Annotated in this window: 20 protein-coding genes; 10 read left to right on the top strand and 10 right to left on the bottom strand. The window is 67.7% G+C overall.

Annotated features, from left to right (window positions below; translation table 11 throughout):
- Positions 1 to 173 precede the first annotated feature (173 nt).
- The 3 genes from E3O44_RS07265 to E3O44_RS07255 are packed head-to-tail and all read left to right on the top strand — an operon-like array spanning position 174 to position 2,586.
- Entirely contained in the window at positions 174 to 758 is a 585-nt protein-coding gene (locus tag E3O44_RS07265; RefSeq protein WP_241976136.1) for a sigma-70 family RNA polymerase sigma factor, read from the top strand.
- On the top strand, positions 755 to 1,678 hold the full coding sequence (locus E3O44_RS07260; RefSeq protein WP_134533977.1) for an anti-sigma factor: 924 nt from the start codon (positions 755 to 757) through the stop codon (positions 1,676 to 1,678). Before E3O44_RS07265 ends, E3O44_RS07260 begins: the two co-directional genes overlap by 4 nt.
- Before the next feature lie 20 nt (positions 1,679 to 1,698).
- Positions 1,699 to 2,586, top strand: a complete 888-nt coding sequence (locus E3O44_RS07255; protein ID WP_134533975.1) for an aminodeoxychorismate lyase — start codon at positions 1,699 to 1,701, stop codon at positions 2,584 to 2,586.
- A 29-nt stretch (positions 2,587 to 2,615) separates the two neighbouring features.
- Here the strand turns inward: E3O44_RS07255 and pstB are convergent, their stop codons facing one another.
- The 8 genes from pstB to E3O44_RS07215 all read right to left on the bottom strand — a co-directional run bounded on the left by pstB (position 2,616) and on the right by E3O44_RS07215 (position 11,667).
- On the bottom strand, positions 2,616 to 3,395 hold the full coding sequence (gene pstB, locus E3O44_RS07250) for a phosphate ABC transporter ATP-binding protein PstB (RefSeq protein WP_134533973.1): 780 nt from the start codon (positions 3,393 to 3,395) through the stop codon (positions 2,616 to 2,618).
- Between the two features lie 37 nt (positions 3,396 to 3,432).
- Positions 3,433 to 4,533 carry a phosphate ABC transporter permease PstA gene (gene pstA, locus E3O44_RS07245; RefSeq protein WP_134533971.1) on the bottom strand — a complete coding sequence of 367 codons (1,101 nt, stop codon included), beginning with the start codon at positions 4,531 to 4,533 and terminating at the stop codon, positions 3,433 to 3,435.
- Positions 4,533 to 5,477 carry a phosphate ABC transporter permease subunit PstC gene (gene pstC, locus E3O44_RS07240; protein WP_134533969.1) on the bottom strand — a complete coding sequence of 315 codons (945 nt, stop codon included), beginning with the start codon at positions 5,475 to 5,477 and terminating at the stop codon, positions 4,533 to 4,535. Before pstC ends, pstA begins: the two co-directional genes overlap by 1 nt.
- A 162-nt stretch (positions 5,478 to 5,639) precedes the next feature.
- Complete coding sequence (gene pstS / locus E3O44_RS07235; RefSeq protein ID WP_134533967.1) at positions 5,640 to 6,737, bottom strand: phosphate ABC transporter substrate-binding protein PstS; 1,098 nt, start codon at positions 6,735 to 6,737, stop codon at positions 5,640 to 5,642.
- Positions 6,738 to 6,895: 158 nt separating this feature from the next.
- Entirely contained in the window at positions 6,896 to 7,846 is a 951-nt protein-coding gene (locus E3O44_RS07230) for an NUDIX hydrolase (protein WP_241976134.1), read from the bottom strand.
- A complete protein-coding gene (locus E3O44_RS07225; protein ID WP_134533965.1) occupies positions 7,843 to 10,017 on the bottom strand; it encodes an RNA degradosome polyphosphate kinase in 2,175 nt (724 codons plus the stop codon). The genes E3O44_RS07230 and E3O44_RS07225 overlap by 4 nt, the downstream gene beginning before the upstream one ends.
- Before the next feature lie 56 nt (positions 10,018 to 10,073).
- Positions 10,074 to 11,000, bottom strand: coding sequence for a mycothiol synthase (gene mshD / locus E3O44_RS07220; protein WP_134533963.1), 927 nt, complete (start codon positions 10,998 to 11,000; stop codon positions 10,074 to 10,076).
- Positions 10,975 to 11,667 carry a winged helix-turn-helix transcriptional regulator gene (locus E3O44_RS07215; protein ID WP_241976132.1) on the bottom strand — a complete coding sequence of 231 codons (693 nt, stop codon included), beginning with the start codon at positions 11,665 to 11,667 and terminating at the stop codon, positions 10,975 to 10,977. The genes mshD and E3O44_RS07215 overlap by 26 nt, the downstream gene beginning before the upstream one ends.
- A 73-nt stretch (positions 11,668 to 11,740) precedes the next feature.
- Between E3O44_RS07215 and E3O44_RS07210 the strand changes: the two genes are divergently transcribed.
- From E3O44_RS07210 to E3O44_RS07195, 4 genes are all read left to right on the top strand, one after another.
- Positions 11,741 to 12,004, top strand: a complete 264-nt coding sequence (locus E3O44_RS07210) for a hypothetical protein (protein ID WP_134533960.1) — start codon at positions 11,741 to 11,743, stop codon at positions 12,002 to 12,004.
- 191 nt (positions 12,005 to 12,195) lie between these two features.
- A complete protein-coding gene (locus E3O44_RS07205) occupies positions 12,196 to 12,894 on the top strand; it encodes a heme-binding beta-barrel domain-containing protein (protein ID WP_134533958.1) in 699 nt (232 codons plus the stop codon).
- A gap of 67 nt (positions 12,895 to 12,961) precedes the next feature.
- Positions 12,962 to 14,143: a CAF17-like 4Fe-4S cluster assembly/insertion protein YgfZ gene (ygfZ, locus tag E3O44_RS07200; protein ID WP_134533957.1), complete on the top strand. Its 1,182-nt coding sequence runs from the start codon at positions 12,962 to 12,964 to the stop codon at positions 14,141 to 14,143.
- Positions 14,144 to 14,188: 45 nt separating this feature from the next.
- Entirely contained in the window at positions 14,189 to 14,935 is a 747-nt protein-coding gene (locus E3O44_RS07195; RefSeq protein ID WP_134533955.1) for a phosphoglyceromutase, read from the top strand.
- Between the two features lie 92 nt (positions 14,936 to 15,027).
- Here E3O44_RS07195 and phoU read toward each other — a convergent pair whose 3' ends face one another.
- Positions 15,028 to 15,690 carry a phosphate signaling complex protein PhoU gene (gene phoU, locus E3O44_RS07190; protein ID WP_134533953.1) on the bottom strand — a complete coding sequence of 221 codons (663 nt, stop codon included), beginning with the start codon at positions 15,688 to 15,690 and terminating at the stop codon, positions 15,028 to 15,030.
- A 180-nt stretch (positions 15,691 to 15,870) separates the two neighbouring features.
- Between phoU and E3O44_RS07185 the strand changes: the two genes are divergently transcribed.
- Positions 15,871 to 17,025 (top strand): sensor histidine kinase, encoded by a 1,155-nt coding sequence (locus tag E3O44_RS07185; RefSeq protein WP_134533951.1) that lies wholly within the window; start codon positions 15,871 to 15,873, stop codon positions 17,023 to 17,025.
- Entirely contained in the window at positions 17,022 to 17,702 is a 681-nt protein-coding gene (locus tag E3O44_RS07180; protein ID WP_134533949.1) for a response regulator transcription factor, read from the top strand. The genes E3O44_RS07185 and E3O44_RS07180 overlap by 4 nt, the downstream gene beginning before the upstream one ends.
- Before the next feature lie 138 nt (positions 17,703 to 17,840).
- Here the strand turns inward: E3O44_RS07180 and E3O44_RS07175 are convergent, their stop codons facing one another.
- Positions 17,841 to 18,320, bottom strand: coding sequence for a hypothetical protein (locus E3O44_RS07175; RefSeq protein WP_134533947.1), 480 nt, complete (start codon positions 18,318 to 18,320; stop codon positions 17,841 to 17,843).
- 178 nt (positions 18,321 to 18,498) lie between these two features.
- Here E3O44_RS07175 and E3O44_RS07170 point away from each other — a divergent pair, with 178 nt between their 5' ends.
- Positions 18,499 to 18,981 (top strand): CarD family transcriptional regulator, encoded by a 483-nt coding sequence (locus E3O44_RS07170; protein WP_035879449.1) that lies wholly within the window; start codon positions 18,499 to 18,501, stop codon positions 18,979 to 18,981.
- Positions 18,982 to 19,084 lie beyond the last annotated feature (103 nt).

Below are 19,084 nucleotides of genomic sequence, written 5' to 3'. Positions count from 1 at the left end.
CTGAATGCTGGTCGGGCCGCAGTAACCCCGGGCTCCAATATTCGCCGCTCTGAGCGGCCTCGCGCCGAGAGGCGTTCTGCGGCCCGGCCTTCAGCCTTTTCTGACCAATCCATTTCGTGTTCGGCGCCGAACACTAGTCATGGAACGGGATAAGACCTGACATGCTGGTTCTCATGACTGCTGACTTCGCCGCCGACACCGAGTCGACAGCGCCTCCCTCAAAAGAGGAGCTGCTTGCCCGAGTTGCCACGGGGGACCAGACCGCCTTCGGGGACCTGTACGACCAGATGGCCCCTCGGGTGCTCGGTCTGGTCAAGCGTCTGCTCATCGACCACGCCCAGTCGGAAGAAGTGACCCAGGAGATCTTCCTGGAGATCTGGCAATCGGCGACGCGGTACGAGCCGGCGCGTGGCGGGGCTTCCACCTGGATCATGACCATGGCGCACCGTCGTGCGGTCGACCGGATCAGGTCGTCGCAGGCCGGACGCGACCGGGACACGAAGATCGGCATCCGCGACCTCGCGGTCGCCTATGACGACGTGTCCGAAACCGTCGAAACACGAATCGAGCATGAAAGGGTGGAGAAGGCGATGTCCAGACTGACCGAACTGCAACGCCAGGCGATCAGTCTTGCCTACTACGGGGGCTTCAGTCAGAGCGAAGTCGCCGCCCAACTGCATATCCCGCTCGGGACCGTGAAGACCCGGCTTCGGGACGGTCTCATCCGCCTGCGCGACGAACTGGGCGTGGCCTCATGACCGGCACGGAGAACACCGGAGCAGGCACCCCGGAGCGCAACGCCGGCGAACTGACCGGCGCATACGCCCTCAACGCCCTGGACGCCCGGGAGCGTGCGGCGTTCGAGGCGCACCTCGAGTCGTCGGAGGAGGCCCGCATCGAGGCCGCAGAGCTCAGCGACACCGCTGTGGCGCTCGGCCTCGCCACGGCGCCGGTGCAACCCTCAGCGGCCCTCAAGGCCTCGCTGATGGCGAAACTGTCCTCGACCCCGCAGCTCGCACCCCGTGCGGAGGCCGTGAGCGCACCCGCAGCGGATGCCGCCCCTTCGGCCCCGCGGCTGGCTGCGGTCCCACCGGTTCCCCCGCCCGGTGCCCCCTCCCCGTCCACTGCGGCGGAGCCGGCGACCGCGGCCGGTTCCGGGTCGGGTTCCGGCCCGAGCGCGGCCGAGCGGGCCCGCAAGCGCTGGTTCCAGCGTCCGGCCAGCCTCCTGCTCGCCGCGGCCGCCGCCGCTGCGCTCTTCGTCGGGGGCACGTTCTTCGGCCAGGGCATGGCAGGAACGTCCGATTCCTTCGTGGCCCAGCAGGCGTCCTCCTTCGCCCAGCTCAACGCCGCGCCCGACGTGCAGCGCGCGTCGGCGACGACCGCGGACGGCCATCAGGCCACCCTGGTCTGGTCGGACACGAGCAGTCTCTCGGCGCTCGTCGTCGACGGTCTGCCCGCGCTTTCCGGCGACAAGGACTATCAGCTCTGGTACATCGGAGCCGGGGGAGCGGTTTCGGCCGGCCTCCTCGACACGAGCGTCAGCGCGAGTAGCGGTACCGCCTGGCGGGTCCTGGACGGCAGCCTCACCGCGGGAGACACGATCGGCCTGACCGTCGAGCCCAAGGGCGGCTCGACACAGCCGACAACGACCCCGGTCCTGGCCATCCAGAGTTCCTGATCCGCAACTAGGCTCGGGGCATGACGCTGCCATTCACCCTGCTGATCGACCCGGTGCCCGCCGATTCCGCCCAGACGGAGTTTGCGGGCACCTTCCACGAGATGGACTCGAGCGCCCCCGCGCTCCGGGTGGGGGAGCTGAGCACCCAGCGCGGCGACGGCATCTTCGAGACCCTCAGCGTCGTCGACGGGCACCCGCAGGAGGTCGAGGCGCACATCGATCGGCTGCGGCATTCGGCGGAGATCTGCGACCTCCCGGTGCCGAACGCGGAACAATGGCGTGAGGCCATCGCCTACGCGGTGTCCCGGGTGCCCCACGAGGGCGAGCTCGCCCTCAAATTCGTGCTCAGCCGGGGTGTCCAGTCCGGGCCGGCACCGACAGCGTGGCTGCACGCGACCCGCGCCCCCGACCACTCCGCCGTGCGCGACACCGGGGTGCGGGCGATCACCCTCGACCGCGGGTACCCGCGCGGCGTTGCCGAGGTCGCCCCCTGGCTGCTGATGGGCGCGAAGACGCTCAGCTACGCGATCAACATGGCCGCGCTCCGCGAGGCCAGGGGTCGCGGCGCCGACGACGCGATCTTCCTCACCCACGACGGCTACGTGATGGAGGGGCCGACGTCGAGCGTGGTGATCCGCTCGAACGGTGTGTACGTGACGCCGGCGCCGAGCGGTGCGATCCTGCACGGCACCACCCAGCAGAGCCTCTTCGAGTACCTGAGGGAGCAGGGTGAACCGGTGGAATACCGGGACATCACGGTCGCGGAGCTGCGGGCAGCGGATGCCGTCTGGCTGTTGTCGAGCATCCGCCTGGTCGTTGCCGTGACCGAACTCGACGGCCTGCCGCTCGCGGCCGACCTGCCGCGTACCCGCGCGTTCAACGCGTACCTGCTCGGCCGCACCGACTAGAACGGCCGAAACGGTCAGGGGGCCCGGGTTTAGCCGAATCGGCCGGAGACGTAGTCCTCGGTCGCCTGCACCGACGGGTTCGAGAAGATCGTCGTGGTGTCGTTGTACTCGATGAGCTTGCCCGGCTTGCCGGTGCCGGCGATGTTGAAGAAGCCGGTGCGGTCGGAGACACGGGATGCCTGCTGCATGTTGTGCGTGACGATCACGATCGTGTATTCCGCCTTCATCTCCTCGATGAGGTCCTCGATCGCGAGGGTGGAGATCGGGTCGAGGGCCGAGCACGGCTCGTCCATCAGGATCACGTCCGGCTGCACGGCGATGGCGCGGGCGATGCAGAGCCGCTGCTGTTGGCCGCCGGAGAGGCTCGATCCTGGCTTGTCGAGGCGGTCCTTGACCTCGTTCCAGAGGTTGGCGCCCTGGAGGGACTTCTCGATCAGGGCGTCCGCGTCGGGCTTGGAGATGCGGCGGTTGTTGAGCTTCACGCCGGCGAGGACGTTGTCGCCGATCGACATCGTCGGGAACGGGTTCGGCCGCTGGAACACCATGCCGACCTGGCGGCGCACGAGCACCGGGTCGACGCCGGGCCCGTAGAGGTTGTTGCCGTCGATGAGCACCTCACCCGTGACGTAGGCGCCGGGGATGACCTCGTGCATCCGGTTCAGGGTGCGGAGGAAGGTGGACTTGCCGCAGCCGCTCGGCCCGATCAGGGCGGTCACCGTGCGGGGCTCGATCGTCAGCGTGACGTTCTCGACCGCGAGGAACTTGCTGTAGTAGACGTTGAGGTCGTTGACTTCAATGCGCTTGGACATGTGATCCTTCGAGTTGCGGCCAGCGGCCGGGTGGGGCCTAGCGGCCGAGCTTGGGGGAGAAGATTCTGGCGATGAGCCGCGCGAGGCCGTTGAGGAGCATCACGATGAGAACGAGGGTGAGTGCGCCGGCCCAGGCCCGGTCGAGGTACGCCTGGGTGTCTGTGCCCTGGTTCGCGTACTGGGTGTACACGAATACCGGAAGGGTCATCATCCGCTGGCTGAACAGGTCGTAGTTCATGCTCGCCGTGAAGCCGGAGATGATCAGCAGCGGGGCCGTCTCGCCGATGACGCGGGAGATCGAGATCATGATGCCCGTCACGATACCGGCGATCGAGGTCGGCAGCACGACCTTCAGAATGGTCAGCCACTTCGGGACACCGAGGGCGTACGCGGCCTCGCGCAGTTCGTTCGGCACGAGCTTGAGCATTTCCTCGCTCGAGCGCACCACGACCGGGATCATCAGCACCGACAGTGCGACGGCACCGCCGAAGCCGAAGCGGATGCCCGCATCGTGGAACAGCAGCGAGAAGAAGGCGAACGAAAACAGGCCGGCCACGATCGAGGGGATGCCGGTCATCACGTCGACGAAGAAGGTGATCGCCTGGGCGAGGCGGCCGCGTCCGTACTCGGTGAGGTAGACCGCGGCGAGCAGGCCGATCGGCACCGAGATGAGTGTGGCGACGCCGGTGATCTCGAGGGTGCCCATGATCGCGTGCAGGGCGCCGCCGCCCGCACCGACGACGTTGCGCTGGGACTCGGTGAAGAACGTCGGGGTGAGGAAGGCCGGGAGCCCGTTGACGACGGTCGTGAAGACCAGGGAAATCAGCGGGAGCAGCGCGATCACGAAGGCCGCGGTGACGAGCGACGTGACGAGGCGGTCCTTGGCCCTGCGGGCGCCTTCGACGGCGTAGGAGAGCGCGTAGATGGCGATGCAGTAAAGCACGGTGCCGAAGAAGATCGTGCCGACGATGTTGAAGCCGGACGTGGTCCCCGAGAGCTGCAGCACGAGGAAGACCGCTCCGGTGACGATCCAGCTCGCGAGCAGCACGTAGAGCGTGGAGTTCTTGGGTAGTTTGCCTGCGGCGTATGCGTTGGCCTGGGGCGTGTTCGCGGTCCGGGTGGCGGTCGTGCTGCTCATCAGTTCGCTCCCGAGAATGCCTTGCGGCGGTTGATGATGTATCGGGCGATCATGTTGACCCCGAGGGTGATGACGAAGAGGACGAGGCCGGTCGCGAGCAGGATGTTCACGCCGACGCCGTGCGCCTCCGGGAAGTTGAGTGCGATGTTCGCGGCGATCGTCGTGGGGTTCTGCGACGTCAGCAGCTGGAAGAGCACCGTCGGGCTCGGCGAGAGCACCATCGCGACCGCCATCGTCTCGCCGAGGGCGCGGCCGAGGCCGAGCATCGATGCGGAGATGATGCCGGAGCGGCCGAAGGGGAGGACCGCCATCGAGATCATCTCCCAGCGGGTGGCGCCGAGGGCGAGGGAGGCTTCCTCGTAGAGCACCGGGGTCTGCAGGAAGATCTCCCGGCAGAGAGCGGTGATGATCGGGAGCACCATGACCGCAAGCACGATGGCGACGGTCAGGATGGTGCGGCCGGTTCCGGAGACCGGTCCGGCGAAGAGCGGGAACCAGCCGAACCAGTCGACGAGGTTCGCGTAGAAGGGCTGCACGAGCGGGGCCAGCACGCCGATGCCCCAGAGGCCGAAGACCACGGAGGGAACGGCGGCGAGGAGGTCGATGACGTAGCCCAGGCCCTGGGCGATCCGCCGCGGGGCGTAATGGGAGATGAAGAGGGCGATGCCGATCGCGAGCGGGATCGCGATGATCATCGCCAGGAGTGCCGACCAGAGCGTGCCGAACGCGAGGGGCCAGACGTAGGCCCAGAAGTTGGTGAATCCACCGCTGAAGTCGGCGGGTGTCGCGACGAACGCGGGCAGGCTCTGGATCAGCAGGAACCCGGCGACGGCGGCGAGCACGGCGAGGATGAGGCTGCCGGCGACGACGGTCGCCGTGGAGAAGATCACATCGCCGGGACGTTGCGGGGCTCGGATGCGATCGCGGGCAACTACGGAGGTCATGCCGGGCGTCTCCCTGAGGTTCGGGTGGTGGAGCGAAAACGGTGTGCGGTCCGGGGGCCGTACACCCCAGTCTGCCCGGTCCGGGCCGCTGATACGACGCGGACCCTGGCCGGGCAGACTTCGGTGATGCTGGTGATGCTGGTGATGCCGGTGGAGCGGGTGTTACTTGACGGTCGCGAGAACCGCGGCGACCTTGTCGGCCAGGTCGGTCGAAAGCGGTGCGGCGCCGCCGGCGGATGCGGCGACCTTCTGGCCGTCTGCGCTGGCCATGTAGGTCACGTAGGCCTTGGCGAGCTCGCCCTGGGCGGGCTTGGCGTATTCGGTGCAGACGATCGCGTAGCTGACCAGAACGAGCGGGTAGTGCGTCGCGTCGGTCGTGGTGCGGTTGATCTTGATGGCGAGGTCGCTCGCGTCGCGGCCCGTGACGAGCGGGGACTCGGCGACGACGGCGGCCGCAGCTTCAGCGGTGTAACCGACGAACGAGTCGCCGACCTTGATCTTCGCGACGCCGAGCTTGCCGGCCTTGGATGCGTCCGCGTAGCCGATGGTGCCAACGCCGTTGGTCACGGCGTCAACGACACCGGAGGTACCCTTGGCGCCTTCGCCGCCCTGGATCGGGAAAGCGTCGGCAGCCTTGTCGGTCCACACGGTCGGTGCGGTCTGGAAGAGGTAGTCGGTGAAGTTCTTCGTGGTGCCGGAGTCGTCCGAGCGGTGCACGGCGGTGATCGCCGTTGCCGGGAGGGTGACGCCGGAGTTGAGCGCGGCGATGGCCGGGTCGTTCCAGGTCTTGATCTCGCCGCGGAAGATGTGCGCGAGGGTCGCGGAGTCGAGCTTCAGGTCCGTGACGCCGGCGACGTTGAAGATGACCGCGATCGGGGAGATGTAGACGGGCAGGTCCACGGCCTTGGCGCCGGGGGCGCAGGCGGCGAAGGTTCCGGCGAGCTCGGTGTCGTTGAGCGCAGAGTCGCTGCCGGCGAAGTCGGAGCCGCCGGCGATGAAGGTCGAGCGGCCAGCTCCGGAGCCGGTCGGGTCGTAGTTGACCGTGACGTTCGGGTTGGCGGTCTGGAACGCTTTGATCCAGGCTTCCTGGGCCGAGCCCTGGGCGGACGAGCCGGCGCCGGTGAGCGTTCCGGTGAGGGTGCTTGTGGTCGCTGCGGTGGTGCTCGAGCCGGTTCCGGCTTCGTTGGAGGCACACGAGGACAGAGCGAGAGCGGCGGCGACGGCGATGACTGCGGGTCGGCCAAAACGCTTGAGATTCACGAATTTTCCCTTTCGAGGGTTGACAGCAGTGAAACTGACTGCAGGGTGGAGCCGGTGCTGGCCCCGGTCAGACGATAATGCGACGGCTTAACGACACCCCCTCCGGAAGATGAACGGAAGGTTAACGTGAACGGGCTGTTCAACGGGCCTGCGGGCGGTCAGACGCTCGGGCGGTAGGTCTCGATGCCGAGGATCCCGGCGCTGGGGTTCTCGTGGGAGAGGTGCACGACCGAGAACGAGCCGATGTCGAGGTGGGAGGCGTCCTCGATGTACGAACCGAAGGTGCTCCCGGTGGCGAGCGCGATCTCGTGCAGGATCTCGGGCAGCACCGGACCGTGGCTGCAGATGACGGCGGTCTTGCGGGAGCGGATGCGCTTGCCGATGCCGGCGCGGACATCCGCAACGCCCTGTTCGAAGGCGTCCTGGCTGAACAGCTCCGTGCGCTTGATCGGGATGCCGGTCGCGGCCGCGAGCGGGGCGACGGTCGTGATGCACCGGGTGGCCGTGCTCGACACGATGCGGCGCGGGCGCCATGCTGTCACGGTCGGTACGAGTTCGACGGCCTGGGCGACGCCGCGTTCGGTAAGGGGCCGTGTGCTGTCCGGGCCGGCCCAGCTCGACCCGGTGACCGCCTTGCCGTGCCGGAGGGCGATGAGGGCGAAGGTCGTCGTCACTCCCCGGTCGACGAGTTCGGCGAAGGCGTCGATGATCTCGACGTCCTGGGCATAGCTGAGGTAACTGCGGGCCTTCTTGATCGTGACCCATTCGATCGCCGCGATCTCGCTGTTCGGCACGAAGGTCGAGCGCTGGATCTCCGCGGGGTGCACTTCGGCAGCCCAGTACTGCACGACCTTCTCCCGGCCGTTGCCGAGCGAATACCGCGATTCGCCGAGAGGCACGCCGAGGGCGACCGCGAGGCCGGTCTCTTCCTCGATCTCCCGCACCGCCGTTTGCGGCATGGTCTCGCCGGGGTCGACCTTCCCCTTGGGGATGGTCACGTCGCCGTAGACCGTGCGGTGCACGAGCAGGATGTGCATCTTGCCGTCGATCAGGCGCCAGCAGACCGCACCGGCGGCGTAGATCGCTCCGTTCGGCAGGACCGCACTCATCGGCGACCCGTCGGCCGCACGCGTCGGGAGATCTGCTGCATCAATCGGTCCTGCATGTCGTCGAGCGGCTTTCCGGAATCATCGAGGTGGTGGCGGGTCCATTCGCCGGTGTTGTCGAGCCACCAGGACGCCGTGCGGTCGTCCATGGCCCGGTTGAACAGCCCATCGATTTCGATCAGGTGATCGGGGTCGACGAGGCGCACGAGTGCTTCGACGCGTCGGTCGAGGTTGCGGTGCATCATGTCGGCGCTGCCGATGTACACCTGGGTGTCCCCGCCGTTGTGGAAGGAGAAGATCCGGGAGTGCTCGAGGTAGCGGCCGAGGATCGACCGCACCTTGATCGTCTCGCTGACCCTGGGGATGCCCGGCGTCAGGCTGCAGATGCCGCGCACCCAGACCTCGACGGGAACCCTGGCCTGGCTGGCCCGGTAGAGCGCGTCGATGATGGCCTCGTCGACCATCGAGTTGACCTTGATGCGGATGCCGGAGGGCTTGCCGTCGAGGGCGGCCTGCGTCTCCAGGTTGATCGCCTTCAATAGCCCGCGACGCAGGTGCAGGGGCGCGACGAGGAGCCGCTTGAACTTCTTCTCGATCGCGTACCCGGACAGCTCGTTGAACAGACGGGTCAGGTCCTTGCCGACCTGGGGGTCCGCCGTCAGAAGGCCGAGGTCCTCGTAGAGCCTGCTGGTCTTCGGGTTGTAGTTGCCGGTGCCGATGTGGCTGTAGTGCCGCAGCACGCCGTTCTCGTTGCGTACGACAAGGGCGAGCTTGCAGTGCGTCTTGAGGCCGACGAGGCCGTAGACGACGTGCACGCCGGCCTTCTCGAGCTTGCGCGCCCAGGAGATGTTCGCCTGCTCGTCGAAGCGGGCCTTGATCTCGACGAGGGCGAGCACCTGCTTGCCGGATTCGGCGGCCGCGATGAGCGCCTCGACGATCGGGCTGTCGCCGGAGGTGCGGTACAGGGTCTGCTTGATCGCGAGCACGTCCGGGTCCGCGGCGGCCTGTTCGAGGAACGCCTGCACGCTCGTCGCGAAAGACTCGTACGGGTGGTGCAACAGGATGTCGCGGCGCGCGATCGAGCTGAAGATGTCGGGCTCGGCGTTCGGCTCCGGCGCGAGCAGCTGCACGGCCGTCGTCGGGACGTGCTTGACGTAGCGCAGGTCCGGGCGGTCGACGCGCAGGTCGAACAGCCCGCCGAGGTCGAGCGGTGCGGGCAGCCGGTACACCTCCTGCTCGGTGACGTCGAGCTCGCGCACGAGCAGGCCGAGGGTGACCTCGTCCATGTCCTCGGTGATCTCGAGGCGGATGGGCGGGCCGAATCGGCGGCGCAGCAGCTCCTTCTCGAGGGCCTTGATCAGGTTCTCGGTCTCGTCTTCCTCGATCTCGACGTCCTCGTTCCTGGTCACCCGGAAGACGTGGTGTTCGAGGATGTCCATGCCGGGGAACAGGTCGCCGAGGTGATTGGCGATCAGGTCCTCGAGCATGATGAAGCGCACACTCTCGAAGCCCTCACGGCGGTCGACGCGCACGAAGCGCGGCAGCATCGTCGGCACCTTGAGCCTGGCGAACTCCTGCTTGCCGGTCTTCGAGTTACGCACCCGCACGGCGAGGTTGAGCGAGAGGCCCGAGATGTAGGGAAACGGATGCACCGGGTCGACCGCGAGGGGCATCAGCACCGGGAAGATCTGGTTGGAGAAGTAGTCGCGGAGCGATCGGTGGTCGGCCTCGTCGAGGCTGTCCCAGGTGGCGATGTGGATGCCGGCGTCCATCATGGCCGGGCTGACCAGGTCCTGGAACGCGCGGGCGTGCCGGTCCTGGAGCACGTGCGCCATCGCCGAGATGTCGGAGAGGGCATCCTGCGGGGCGGTGCCGATGTTCGTCGGTACGGCGAGTCCGGTCAGGATACGGCGCTTGAGTCCGGCGACGCGGACCATGAAGAACTCGTCGAGGTTGCTCGAGAAGATGGCGAGGAAGTTCGCGCGCTCGAGCACCGGGAGCAGCGGGTCCTCGGCGAGTTCGAGCACCCTCTGGTTGAACGCGAGCCAGCTCAATTCCCGGTCGAGATACCGGTTGGTGGGGAGTGCCGGGTCGTCCTTGCCGGTCAGGGGATCGAAATCGTCATCGAAGTCGCTTCCGAGACCCGATTCGTCCTGAATGTTTTCGCCGTCCATGTGTCCATCCTGACACCGTGGGACCTGCCGGTGCGACGGTTCCGGGTGAACAGTGCCTATCGGGTTCGGCGGCGGTACTGCACGTCGACAGCGCGGTCCGTGAATCCGAGGGAGCGATACAGCCGCACGGCGGGCACATTGTCGCCTTCGACATAGAGCGTCGCGCTCGTCACCCCGCGCAGACGCAGTCGCTCGAGTCCGGCGGTCATCAGCCGGCGTCCGAGCCCGTGCCCGCTCCACTCGGGGCTCACCCCCACCACGTAGACCTCCCCCTCCGCTGCTCCCGGCTCGATCTTCAGCCAGTTGTAGCCGACGAGGGCGGCGCCGTGGCGGGCGACGAGGAAGTCGCCCGCGTCGAACCAGTCCTCGTCCATGCGGTCGGCGAGGTCGGCCGCAGTGATGCCGCCCTGCTCGGGGTGCGTGGCGAAGGTGCGGGCGTTCAGGGCGATCCAGGCGTCCGCATCCGTGTCGGAGTCGAAGGCCGTGATCACGATGCCGTCGGCTGCCGTCACCGCAGCCTCCGTCGTCGTCGCGACAGCGGATGCCGGGGGAGCGGCTGCGTCGAGCGTCAGTTCCAGCTGCAGGAGGCGCCGGACCGCGTCGAAGCCGAAACGCTGAGCGAGGGCGCGGGCCGCCGGATGATCGCCGTGCGCCCAGGCGGTCAGGCCGTCCGGAACATCCGCCGCGTACGCGGGGTCGCCGAAGAGCTCGGTCAGGGCCGCGGTGGCGTGGCCGTTCCTGCGGACGTCGGGGTGCACGACGAGGTCGAGTTCTCCGGCGCCGAGGACGAGCGCCCCGACGACGGGGTCCCCGATCGCCTCACCGTCCCGGAGCAACAGGGGAGTGCGGCGCCCGGCCGCGACGTCGAGGGTGGTCTGCTCGTTGAGCGGGGCGTAGCCGTCGACGCGGGCGGCGGCATCCGTCACCGCGGCCCAGGAGAGCGCGAAGCTGCTGTCGTCAGGCCCGTGCGACGGACGGATCACGGACGGCCTCTGGTTCCTGCACGTTGAAGCGGTATCCGACGTTGCGCACGGTGCCGATCAGCGATTCCTGGTCGCCGAGTTTGGCGCGGAGGCGTCGGACGTGCACGTCGACCGTGCGGGTGCCACCGAAGTAGTCGTAGCCCCAGACCTCGCTGAGCAGCTGCTCGCGCGTGAAAACGCGGGAGGGATGGGCCGCGAGGAAGCGGAGCAGTTCGAATTCCTTGTAGGTGAGGTCGAGCGGCCGGCCGTAGACCTTCGCCGAATAGCTGGCCTCGTCGATGACGACGCCGGCGGCGCGGATCAGCGCGGACTCCTCGGCCCGCGGCGTGCGTCCGGCGGCGAGGCGGATGCGGGCATCGACCTCCGCGGGACCGGCCGTGTCGAGGATGACGTCGTCGATGCCCCAGCCGGGACTGACGGCGGCGAGGCCGCCCTCGGTGATCACGAGCAGCAGCGGGACCTGGCTGCCCGTCGTCTGCATGATCTGGCACAGGGACTTGGCAGCCATCAGGTTGGTGCGGGCATCGACGAGGATGACATCGGAGTCCGGGGCGGTGATGAGCTGGTCCGGCTGGGCAGGGATGACACGGATTCCGTGCGAGAGCAACGCCAGTGCCGGCAGGACCTCCCCGCCGACCGCGGAGGTCAGGATCAATAATTGCGCCACTCGGGCCCTCCAACCATTGTTGGCCAATCCTAGCGTGCAGCCAATTGCTCTCAGGGCAGGGCAGAATGGGAGAGTGAAGTGGCAGTGGAGAAGCATCGGCCTGGTCTGGGCGTTCGCTGTCGTCTGTTCGGTGCTCACCGGGGCGCTCGCGGCCCCCGGACACTCCATCGTCTGGATCGGCCTCTCCCTCGCGGGGTGCACCATCGCTACCCTCTCTATCCAGCTCGCGACCGGCCAAAAAGAGGGCTACGTGCACCGGGTGACCGTGAGCCTCGTCGGCGTGGTCGTCGTCCTCGCCGCCGCGACCGGGATCTTCGCGCTCGCCGGGCTTCTATAACGAACTGATAAAGCTGTCGCGGCGGTCGGCGCACAGGCAGTTCGACCCCCGCCGGGAGCTAAGGTGGTGTCATGTCAATCCTCGCGCTCGAAATCTTCTTCCTGGGCCTCCTCGCGCTCGCGAGCCTGTCGATCGCCTGGGTCTCCGGCGTCGTGTTGTTCAAGCTGTTCCGGGGGCAGCGGTAACCCTCGATGTTCGAGCTTCCGACCCAGCTCCCGTCCGAACTGGTTCCGCTCTCGTGGCTTCTCGGCGTCTGGGAAGGGTCCGGCGTCATCGACTACGTCCTTCCTTCCGGGCGATCGGTCACGCGTGAATTCGGCCACCGGCTGAGTTTCAGCCACGACGGCCTTCCGCACCTGAACTACAGCTCCTATACCTGGCTCGAAGCGGATGCCGCAGCGAACGCCGGCGAGGACGCCGCCGCTGCTGCTGACACCGCCGATGCTGCCGACACCGCCGCTGCCGCAGACAGCACCGCGGCCGCCCTCGGCGGTAAGACCCCGCTCATGACCGAGACGGGGTACTGGCGTCTGAGCCGTCCCCAGGGCGCAGGCGACCCGGGGCCCGGTCTGCTTCCGGCAGAGGGCACGCATCCGTTCACGACGGCGTCCGCGGTCGAGACCCTCCGCAACGCCGACGGCGGCTTCGACATCGACGTGACCCTCGTGCACCCCGGCGGTGTCGCCGAGATCTACCTCGGCCAGGTCAAGGGGCCGCGGATCGACCTCGCGACCGACGCGGTGATGCGTACCCAGGGCGCGAAGGCGTACTCGGCGGCGACCCGGCTCTACGGCCTCGTCGACGGCCACCTGCTCTGGGCCTGGGACATCGCCGCCCTCGGGCAGAGCCTGCGCACCCACGCCTCCGGCCGGCTCAAACGGGTCGAATAATCCCGGCGGTTCCCGCGTTGTCCCCGATGCGCGCCTTCGCGTTACGCAAACCCCGGAAGAAGTCCTCATGACCCCGCAGACAGCATCCGCTTCAGCCCTGCTCGACTTGCCCGGTGCCGTGCAGGCCACCGGCCTCGATGCCGGCGTCGCCGCCCACTACGGCAACCCCATGATCGAACAACGGCACCTGCTCGCCGGCGAGGCCATCGTCGACCTCTCCCACCGTGCGGTGCTCGGCGTTTCCGGCCCGGACCGGCTGACCTGGCTCAACTCGATCACGAGCCAGGAACTGCGGTTCCTCAAGCCGGGGGAATCGGCGGAGACCCTCGTGCTCGACCCCACCGGCCACATCGAGCATGCGGTGCGGCTCGTCGACGACGGCACGGAGGCGTGGCTCATCGTCGAGGCCGCCGAACTGCCCGCGCTGCAGGCGTGGCTCGACCGGATGCGTTTCATGCTGCGGGTCGAACTGCGCGACCGCACCGACGAGTACGCCGTGATCGGCACGATGGGCAGCATCGACGGCCTCGCCGGCGCCGTGCCCGCGCTCGAACCCGCGGCACCGAACGGAACCCCCCTGGTCTGGCACGACCCGTGGGCTGCCGTCGTCACCGGTGGCTTCCAGTACTCGGAAGACCCGGCGCATCCCGGCGCGGACTGGCACTGGACCGAGTCGCTCGTGCCCCGGACCGCGCTTCCCGCCGTGACGGGTGCCGTCCGCCGCGGCGCCGTGCGCGCGGCCGGCCTGCTCGCCCTCGAGGCGCTTCGGATCGCCGCCTGGCGGCCCCGCCGGGCGACGGAGGTCGACGACAGGACCCTCCCGCACGAGCTCGACTGGCTGCGCAGCGCCGTGCACCTGAACAAGGGCTGCTACCGCGGCCAGGAGACCGTCGCGAAGGTGCACAACCTCGGGCACCCGCCGCGGCGGCTCGTGCTTCTCCACCTCGACGGCTCCCAGGGCGTGCTGCCCGTGCACGGCGACGAAGTCCAGGCCGTCCGCCGGCTCCCCGACGGCGACACCGAACGCCGCGGCGTCGGCACGATCACCTCGAGCGCGATCCACCACGAGCTCGGGCCGATCGCCCTCGCCGTCGTCAAACGCACCGTACCGGCCACCGTGGTGCTCCAGGTGCTCAGCGAGGAGATCGCGGTCGCCGCGACCCAGCAGGTCATCGTTCCGCAGTCGGCCGGCTCTGTCGCCGAGATCCCCCGGCTGCCGCGGCTGGGCATCCGCACCCCCGGGCACTGAACCCAGCCGATCAACACCGCCCCGGCTCTCGATAGAGTTGGAGTCATGTCATACAATCTCATCCTCCTTCGCCATGGCCAGAGCCTATGGAACCAAGAGAACCTCTTCACCGGTTGGGTCGACGTTCGCCTGAGCGAGCAGGGAGCCGCGGAGGCCAAGCGCGCCGGCGAGCTCCTCGCCGAGTCCGGCCTCCTGCCCGACGTCCTGCACACGTCACTCCTTAGCCGTGCCATCCAGACCGCGAACATCGCGCTCGACGAAGCCGACCGCCTCTGGATCCCCGTGAAGCGCTCCTGGCGCCTCAACGAGCGCCACTACGGCGCCCTGCAGGGCCTCGACAAGGCGGAGACCCTCGCCAAGTTCGGCCCAGAGCAGTTCCAGCTCTGGCGCCGCTCCTTCGACGTGCCGCCGCCCGTGCTCGCCGACGATTCCCCCTGGTCCCAGGCGCACGACCCGCGGTACGCCGGCCTCGGCGACGAGCTGCCCCGCACCGAGTGCCTGAGCGACGTCGTCGACCGGATGCTGCCCTACTGGGAGTCCGACATCGCGACGGACCTCCGCGCGGGCAAGACCGTTCTCGTCACCGCCCACGGCAACTCGCTGCGCGCCCTCGTGAAGCACCTCGACAACATCAGCGACGCCGACATCGCCGAGCTCAACATCCCGACCGGAATCCCGCTCGTCTACCGCCTCGACGAGAACCTCGTCCCGATCGGCGCAGGCCAGTACCTCGACCCCGAGGCCGCAGCCGCCGGCGCCGCGGCCGTCGCGGCCCAGGGCAGCAAGAAGTAGCACTCCCGCTCAATTAGCCCACTCTCAACCGTCCCAACCGAAACGGCCCCGGAAGCATTCGCTTCCGGGGCCGTTCCGTGTGGTTCAGGCGGTTACTGGACGCCGGTCGTGCTCTGCTGCCAGGCGCCGGTGCCAAGGTACTGGATCTTCTTGGCGATCGAGACGGCGTGGTCAGCGAAGCGCTCGTGGTACCGGCTTGCGAGGGTCGAGTCGACCGTGTCGGCCGCCGCGCCGTTCCAGGTCTCGGCGAGGACGGCGTCGAAGACGCTGAGGTGCAGTGCGTCGACCTTGTCGTCCTCGTTGCGGATGACCTCGGCGAGTTTGACGTCCTGCGTGGTGAGCAGCTCGGTGAGCATCGTCGAGATGGTCACGAGCAGGGCGCCCATCTCACCGAAGGTGCCGCGCAGGCTCTTCGGAACCACCTTGTCCGGGAAACGGTAGCGGGCGAGCTGGGCGATGTGCGTGGAGAGGTCGCCCATCCTCTCGAGGGACGAACTGATCCGGAGCGCGCTCACCACAATGCGCAGGTCGCGGGCGACCGGCTGCTGGCGAGCCAGGATCGTGATCGCGAGTTCGTCGAGTTCGATGGTCAGTTCGTCGATCTTGTCGTCTTCGCTGATGGCCTCTTCGGCGAGGTTGACGTCGGATTCGTTGAAGGCCCTCGTCGACTTGGCGATCGAGATGCCGACGAGACGAGAAATCTCGACGAGGCGGTCCTGAACCTCGGCGAGTTCCTGCTGGAATACTTCACGCATATGTCTGTGTTCCTTCCTGGGCGCGCGGTACGCGCAGAAACGTGGCAGCCACCTGGCCCCCAGCGAATCTTCGTCGACTGAGGTTAACGGCAGGTGCCGGAGTGTTGAATACTACCTAAAGTAGCCGCCCAGCGGCCCGGCACGGTTCGTTCCGCTTTTTTGTGTCAGTAATCTGGGGGAATGGAATCATCGTGGCTCGTGCTGGTGTCTCTGGCACTGGGCCTCATGGTCGGTGCCGGGTTCATCAGCCTGCTCCAGATCGCGGAACGCCATGGCCGTCGCGCCTCCGAGGTGGTGAACCCCGCCGTGCCCGACGGCATCGACCAGGTCCTCGACGCGCTCGACACCGCAGCCGTTGTGCTCGACCCGTCCAACAACGTGATGAAGACGTCCCCGGCTGCCGTGTCGATGGGCATGGTCTGGAACCGGCAGATCGTGCATCCGGAACTCCTCGATCTCGCCGCGAAGGTGCGGCGTTCCGGCGAACCGATCGCCGAAGACCTGATCCTCTCCCGCGGCCCGTTCGGCGATGCGAGCATGCGGGTGCGCGTGCGCCTCGCGACGCTCGGCACCCGGTACGTGCTGCTGCTCGCCGAAGACCGCACGGAGGCCTTCCGTCTCGACGAGGTGCGCCGGGACTTCGTGGCCAACATCAGCCACGAGCTCAAGACCCCGATCGCCGCCGTCGGCCTGCTCGCGGAGGCACTCAACCAGGCGGCGGACGAACCCGCGCAGGTGCGCAGGTTCGCCAGCCGGCTTACGACGGAGTCCGGGCGTCTGACCCGGTTGACGCAGGAGATCATCGAGCTCTCCCGCCTCCAGGCGCAGGATGCGCTCTCCGAGCCGGAGGACCTCGATATCGACGATATCGTCGCTTCGGCCGTCGACCAGAGCAGGGTCGTCGCGGATGCCGCACACATCACCCTCGCCGTCGGCCAGCCCTCCGGCGCCCTCGTCACGGGCGACGAACGCCTTCTGGTGATGGCCGTGCACAACCTCGTTGCAAACGCGGTGCACTACTCCGCTGAGGGCTCCCGGGTGGGTGTGGGGGTGCGGCACCACGACGGCGTCGTCGAGGTCACGGTGACCGACCAGGGCGTCGGCATCCAGGAGGCCGACCTCGACCGCATCTTCGAACGATTCTTCCGGGTCGACCAGGCCCGGTCCCGTCACACCGGTGGAACGGGCCTCGGTCTCTCCATCGTGAAACACATCGTGCAGATCCACGGTGGCGACATCCGCGTCTGGTCCCAGCCAGGCAGCGGTTCGACGTTCACCATCCGGCTGCCTGAGGCGAGTCACACCGCCCTGGCCAAAACAGGAGAGACCCCGTGACCCACATTCTTTTGGTTGAGGACGAACAAGCGCTGAGCGAACCGTTGAGCTTCCTGCTCGAACGCGAAGGCTACGAGGTCACCGTCGCCGAGGACGGGCCGAGCGCCATCAGCGAGTTCGACCGGCTGGGCCCTGACCTGATCCTGTTGGACCTGATGCTGCCCGGCATCCCCGGAACAGAGGTGTGCCGAGAGATCCGCACCCGCTCCCAGGTTCCGATCATCATGCTCACCGCGAAGGACTCCGAGGTCGACATCGTCGTCGGGCTCGAGCTCGGAGCGGACGACTACGTCACGAAGCCGTACTCGACCAGGGAACTGCTCGCGCGCATCCGTGCCGTGTCGCGTCGGCGTATCGACCAGACCGAGGACGACGAGAACATGCTCACGGCGGGGACTGTGCGGATGGACATCGAACGCCACACCGTCGCGGTCAGCGGCACCGTGGTGAACATGCCGCTCAAGGAGTTCGAACTCCTCGAGTTCCTGCTGCGGAACGCCGGCCGGGTGCTGACTCGCGGCCAGCTGATCGACCGGGTCTGGGGCACCGACTACTTCGGCGACACGAAGACGCTCGACGTGCACATCAAGCGGATTCGTTCGCGCATCGAGGCGACGCCGTCCGAGCCGACCATGCTCGTCACCGTGCGCGGCCTCGGCTACCGCTTCGAAGCCTGACCGGCACGGACGTACCCGGTCGGACGGACCCGGTCGGAAGGACCCGGTCGGAAGGACCCGGTCGGAAGGACCCGATCGGACGGACCTGATCGGTACGGACCCGGCGGTGGCGCCCCGACCGGCTCGTGCCGGCGGGCGCTACGGGGCCGTGGTCGGCAGCAGGGTCGAGTACTGGGGGAGGGTGCCGTCGAGTACCGGCGCGAGCAGCTGCAGGCCGGTCTCGGTGCCGTACTGGAAGTAGACGGGGAACAGCGAGCCGAGCGGGGCGTCGATGTTCTCGAGGGTGATCACGGGACCGCCGGTGGTACCGATCGCGGTGCTCGACTGCGGCTTCAGGGTCACCTGCTGGGTGACCTTGCCGGTCGCGGCCGTGTACTGCACGGACAGGCTGTGCGCGGAGTCGCTCGCATTGACGACGGTGACGAGGAGGCTGCCGGTCTTTCCGTCCGTCGAGAGCACGATCGCGTTGCGGACCTGCAGGTCGCCGACGTTGCCGCTGACCCCGTCGCTCGCGTCGTAGTGATTGGTCGTCGACTGCGGGGCCAACAGGTTGCATCCGCTGGTACCCAGCAGGATCCCGGCCGTCAACAACACGGACAGCAAGACTCGAGCCCTCACAAGACCTCCAACGGTTCGACGGTGCGCCTGAAGGCGCGAACGCCGCAGATTTCGCTTCGAGCCTAGCGTATCGGGGAGTCGGGCCAGACGGCAGTTCGAGCCCAGGCGCCGGTCAGGGTCGCAAACCCTATCACCCCTCGCTGTGGTATCCTAGACGTTGCTGAAGGGATATCCATACATGCTTTTTGAAGTAGGCGAAACCGTCGTTTATCCCCACCACGGTGCCGCGACAATCACGGAAGTGAAAACGCGGATCATCAAAGGTGAGGAAAAACTGTACCTGAAGCTCAACGTGACTCAGGGCGACCTCACCATCGAAGTTCCCGCCGAGAACGTCGACCTCGTCGGCGTGCGCGACGTGATCGGCCGTGAGGGCCTCGACAAGGTGTTCGAGGTGCTGCGCGCCCCGTTCACCGAAGAGCCCACCAACTGGTCCCGCCGGTACAAGGCCAACCTCGAGAAGCTCGCGTCCGGTGACGTCATCAAGGTCTCAGAGGTCGTCCGCGACCTGTGGCGCCGTGACCAGGACCGCGGCCTGTCCGCCGGCGAGAAGCGGATGCTCGCCAAGGCCCGCCAGATCCTGATCAGCGAGCTGGCCCTCGCCGAAAAGACCGACGAAGAGAAGGCCTCCACGGTCCTCGACGAGGTCCTGGCCTCCTAGCCCACCCCACTGTCATTCACACGCTGAAAGGCGGCGCCGCGAGGTGCCGCCTTTCGCACGTTCCGGTGTGACGTATCCCGCAGCATCCTCCCTCCAGCAGATA

This window comes from Cryobacterium algoricola, assembly GCF_004402485.1.
Taxonomy (GTDB): Bacteria; Actinomycetota; Actinomycetes; order Actinomycetales; family Microbacteriaceae; genus Cryobacterium; species Cryobacterium algoricola.
This window is presented reverse-complemented; position numbering and strand designations above follow the sequence as displayed.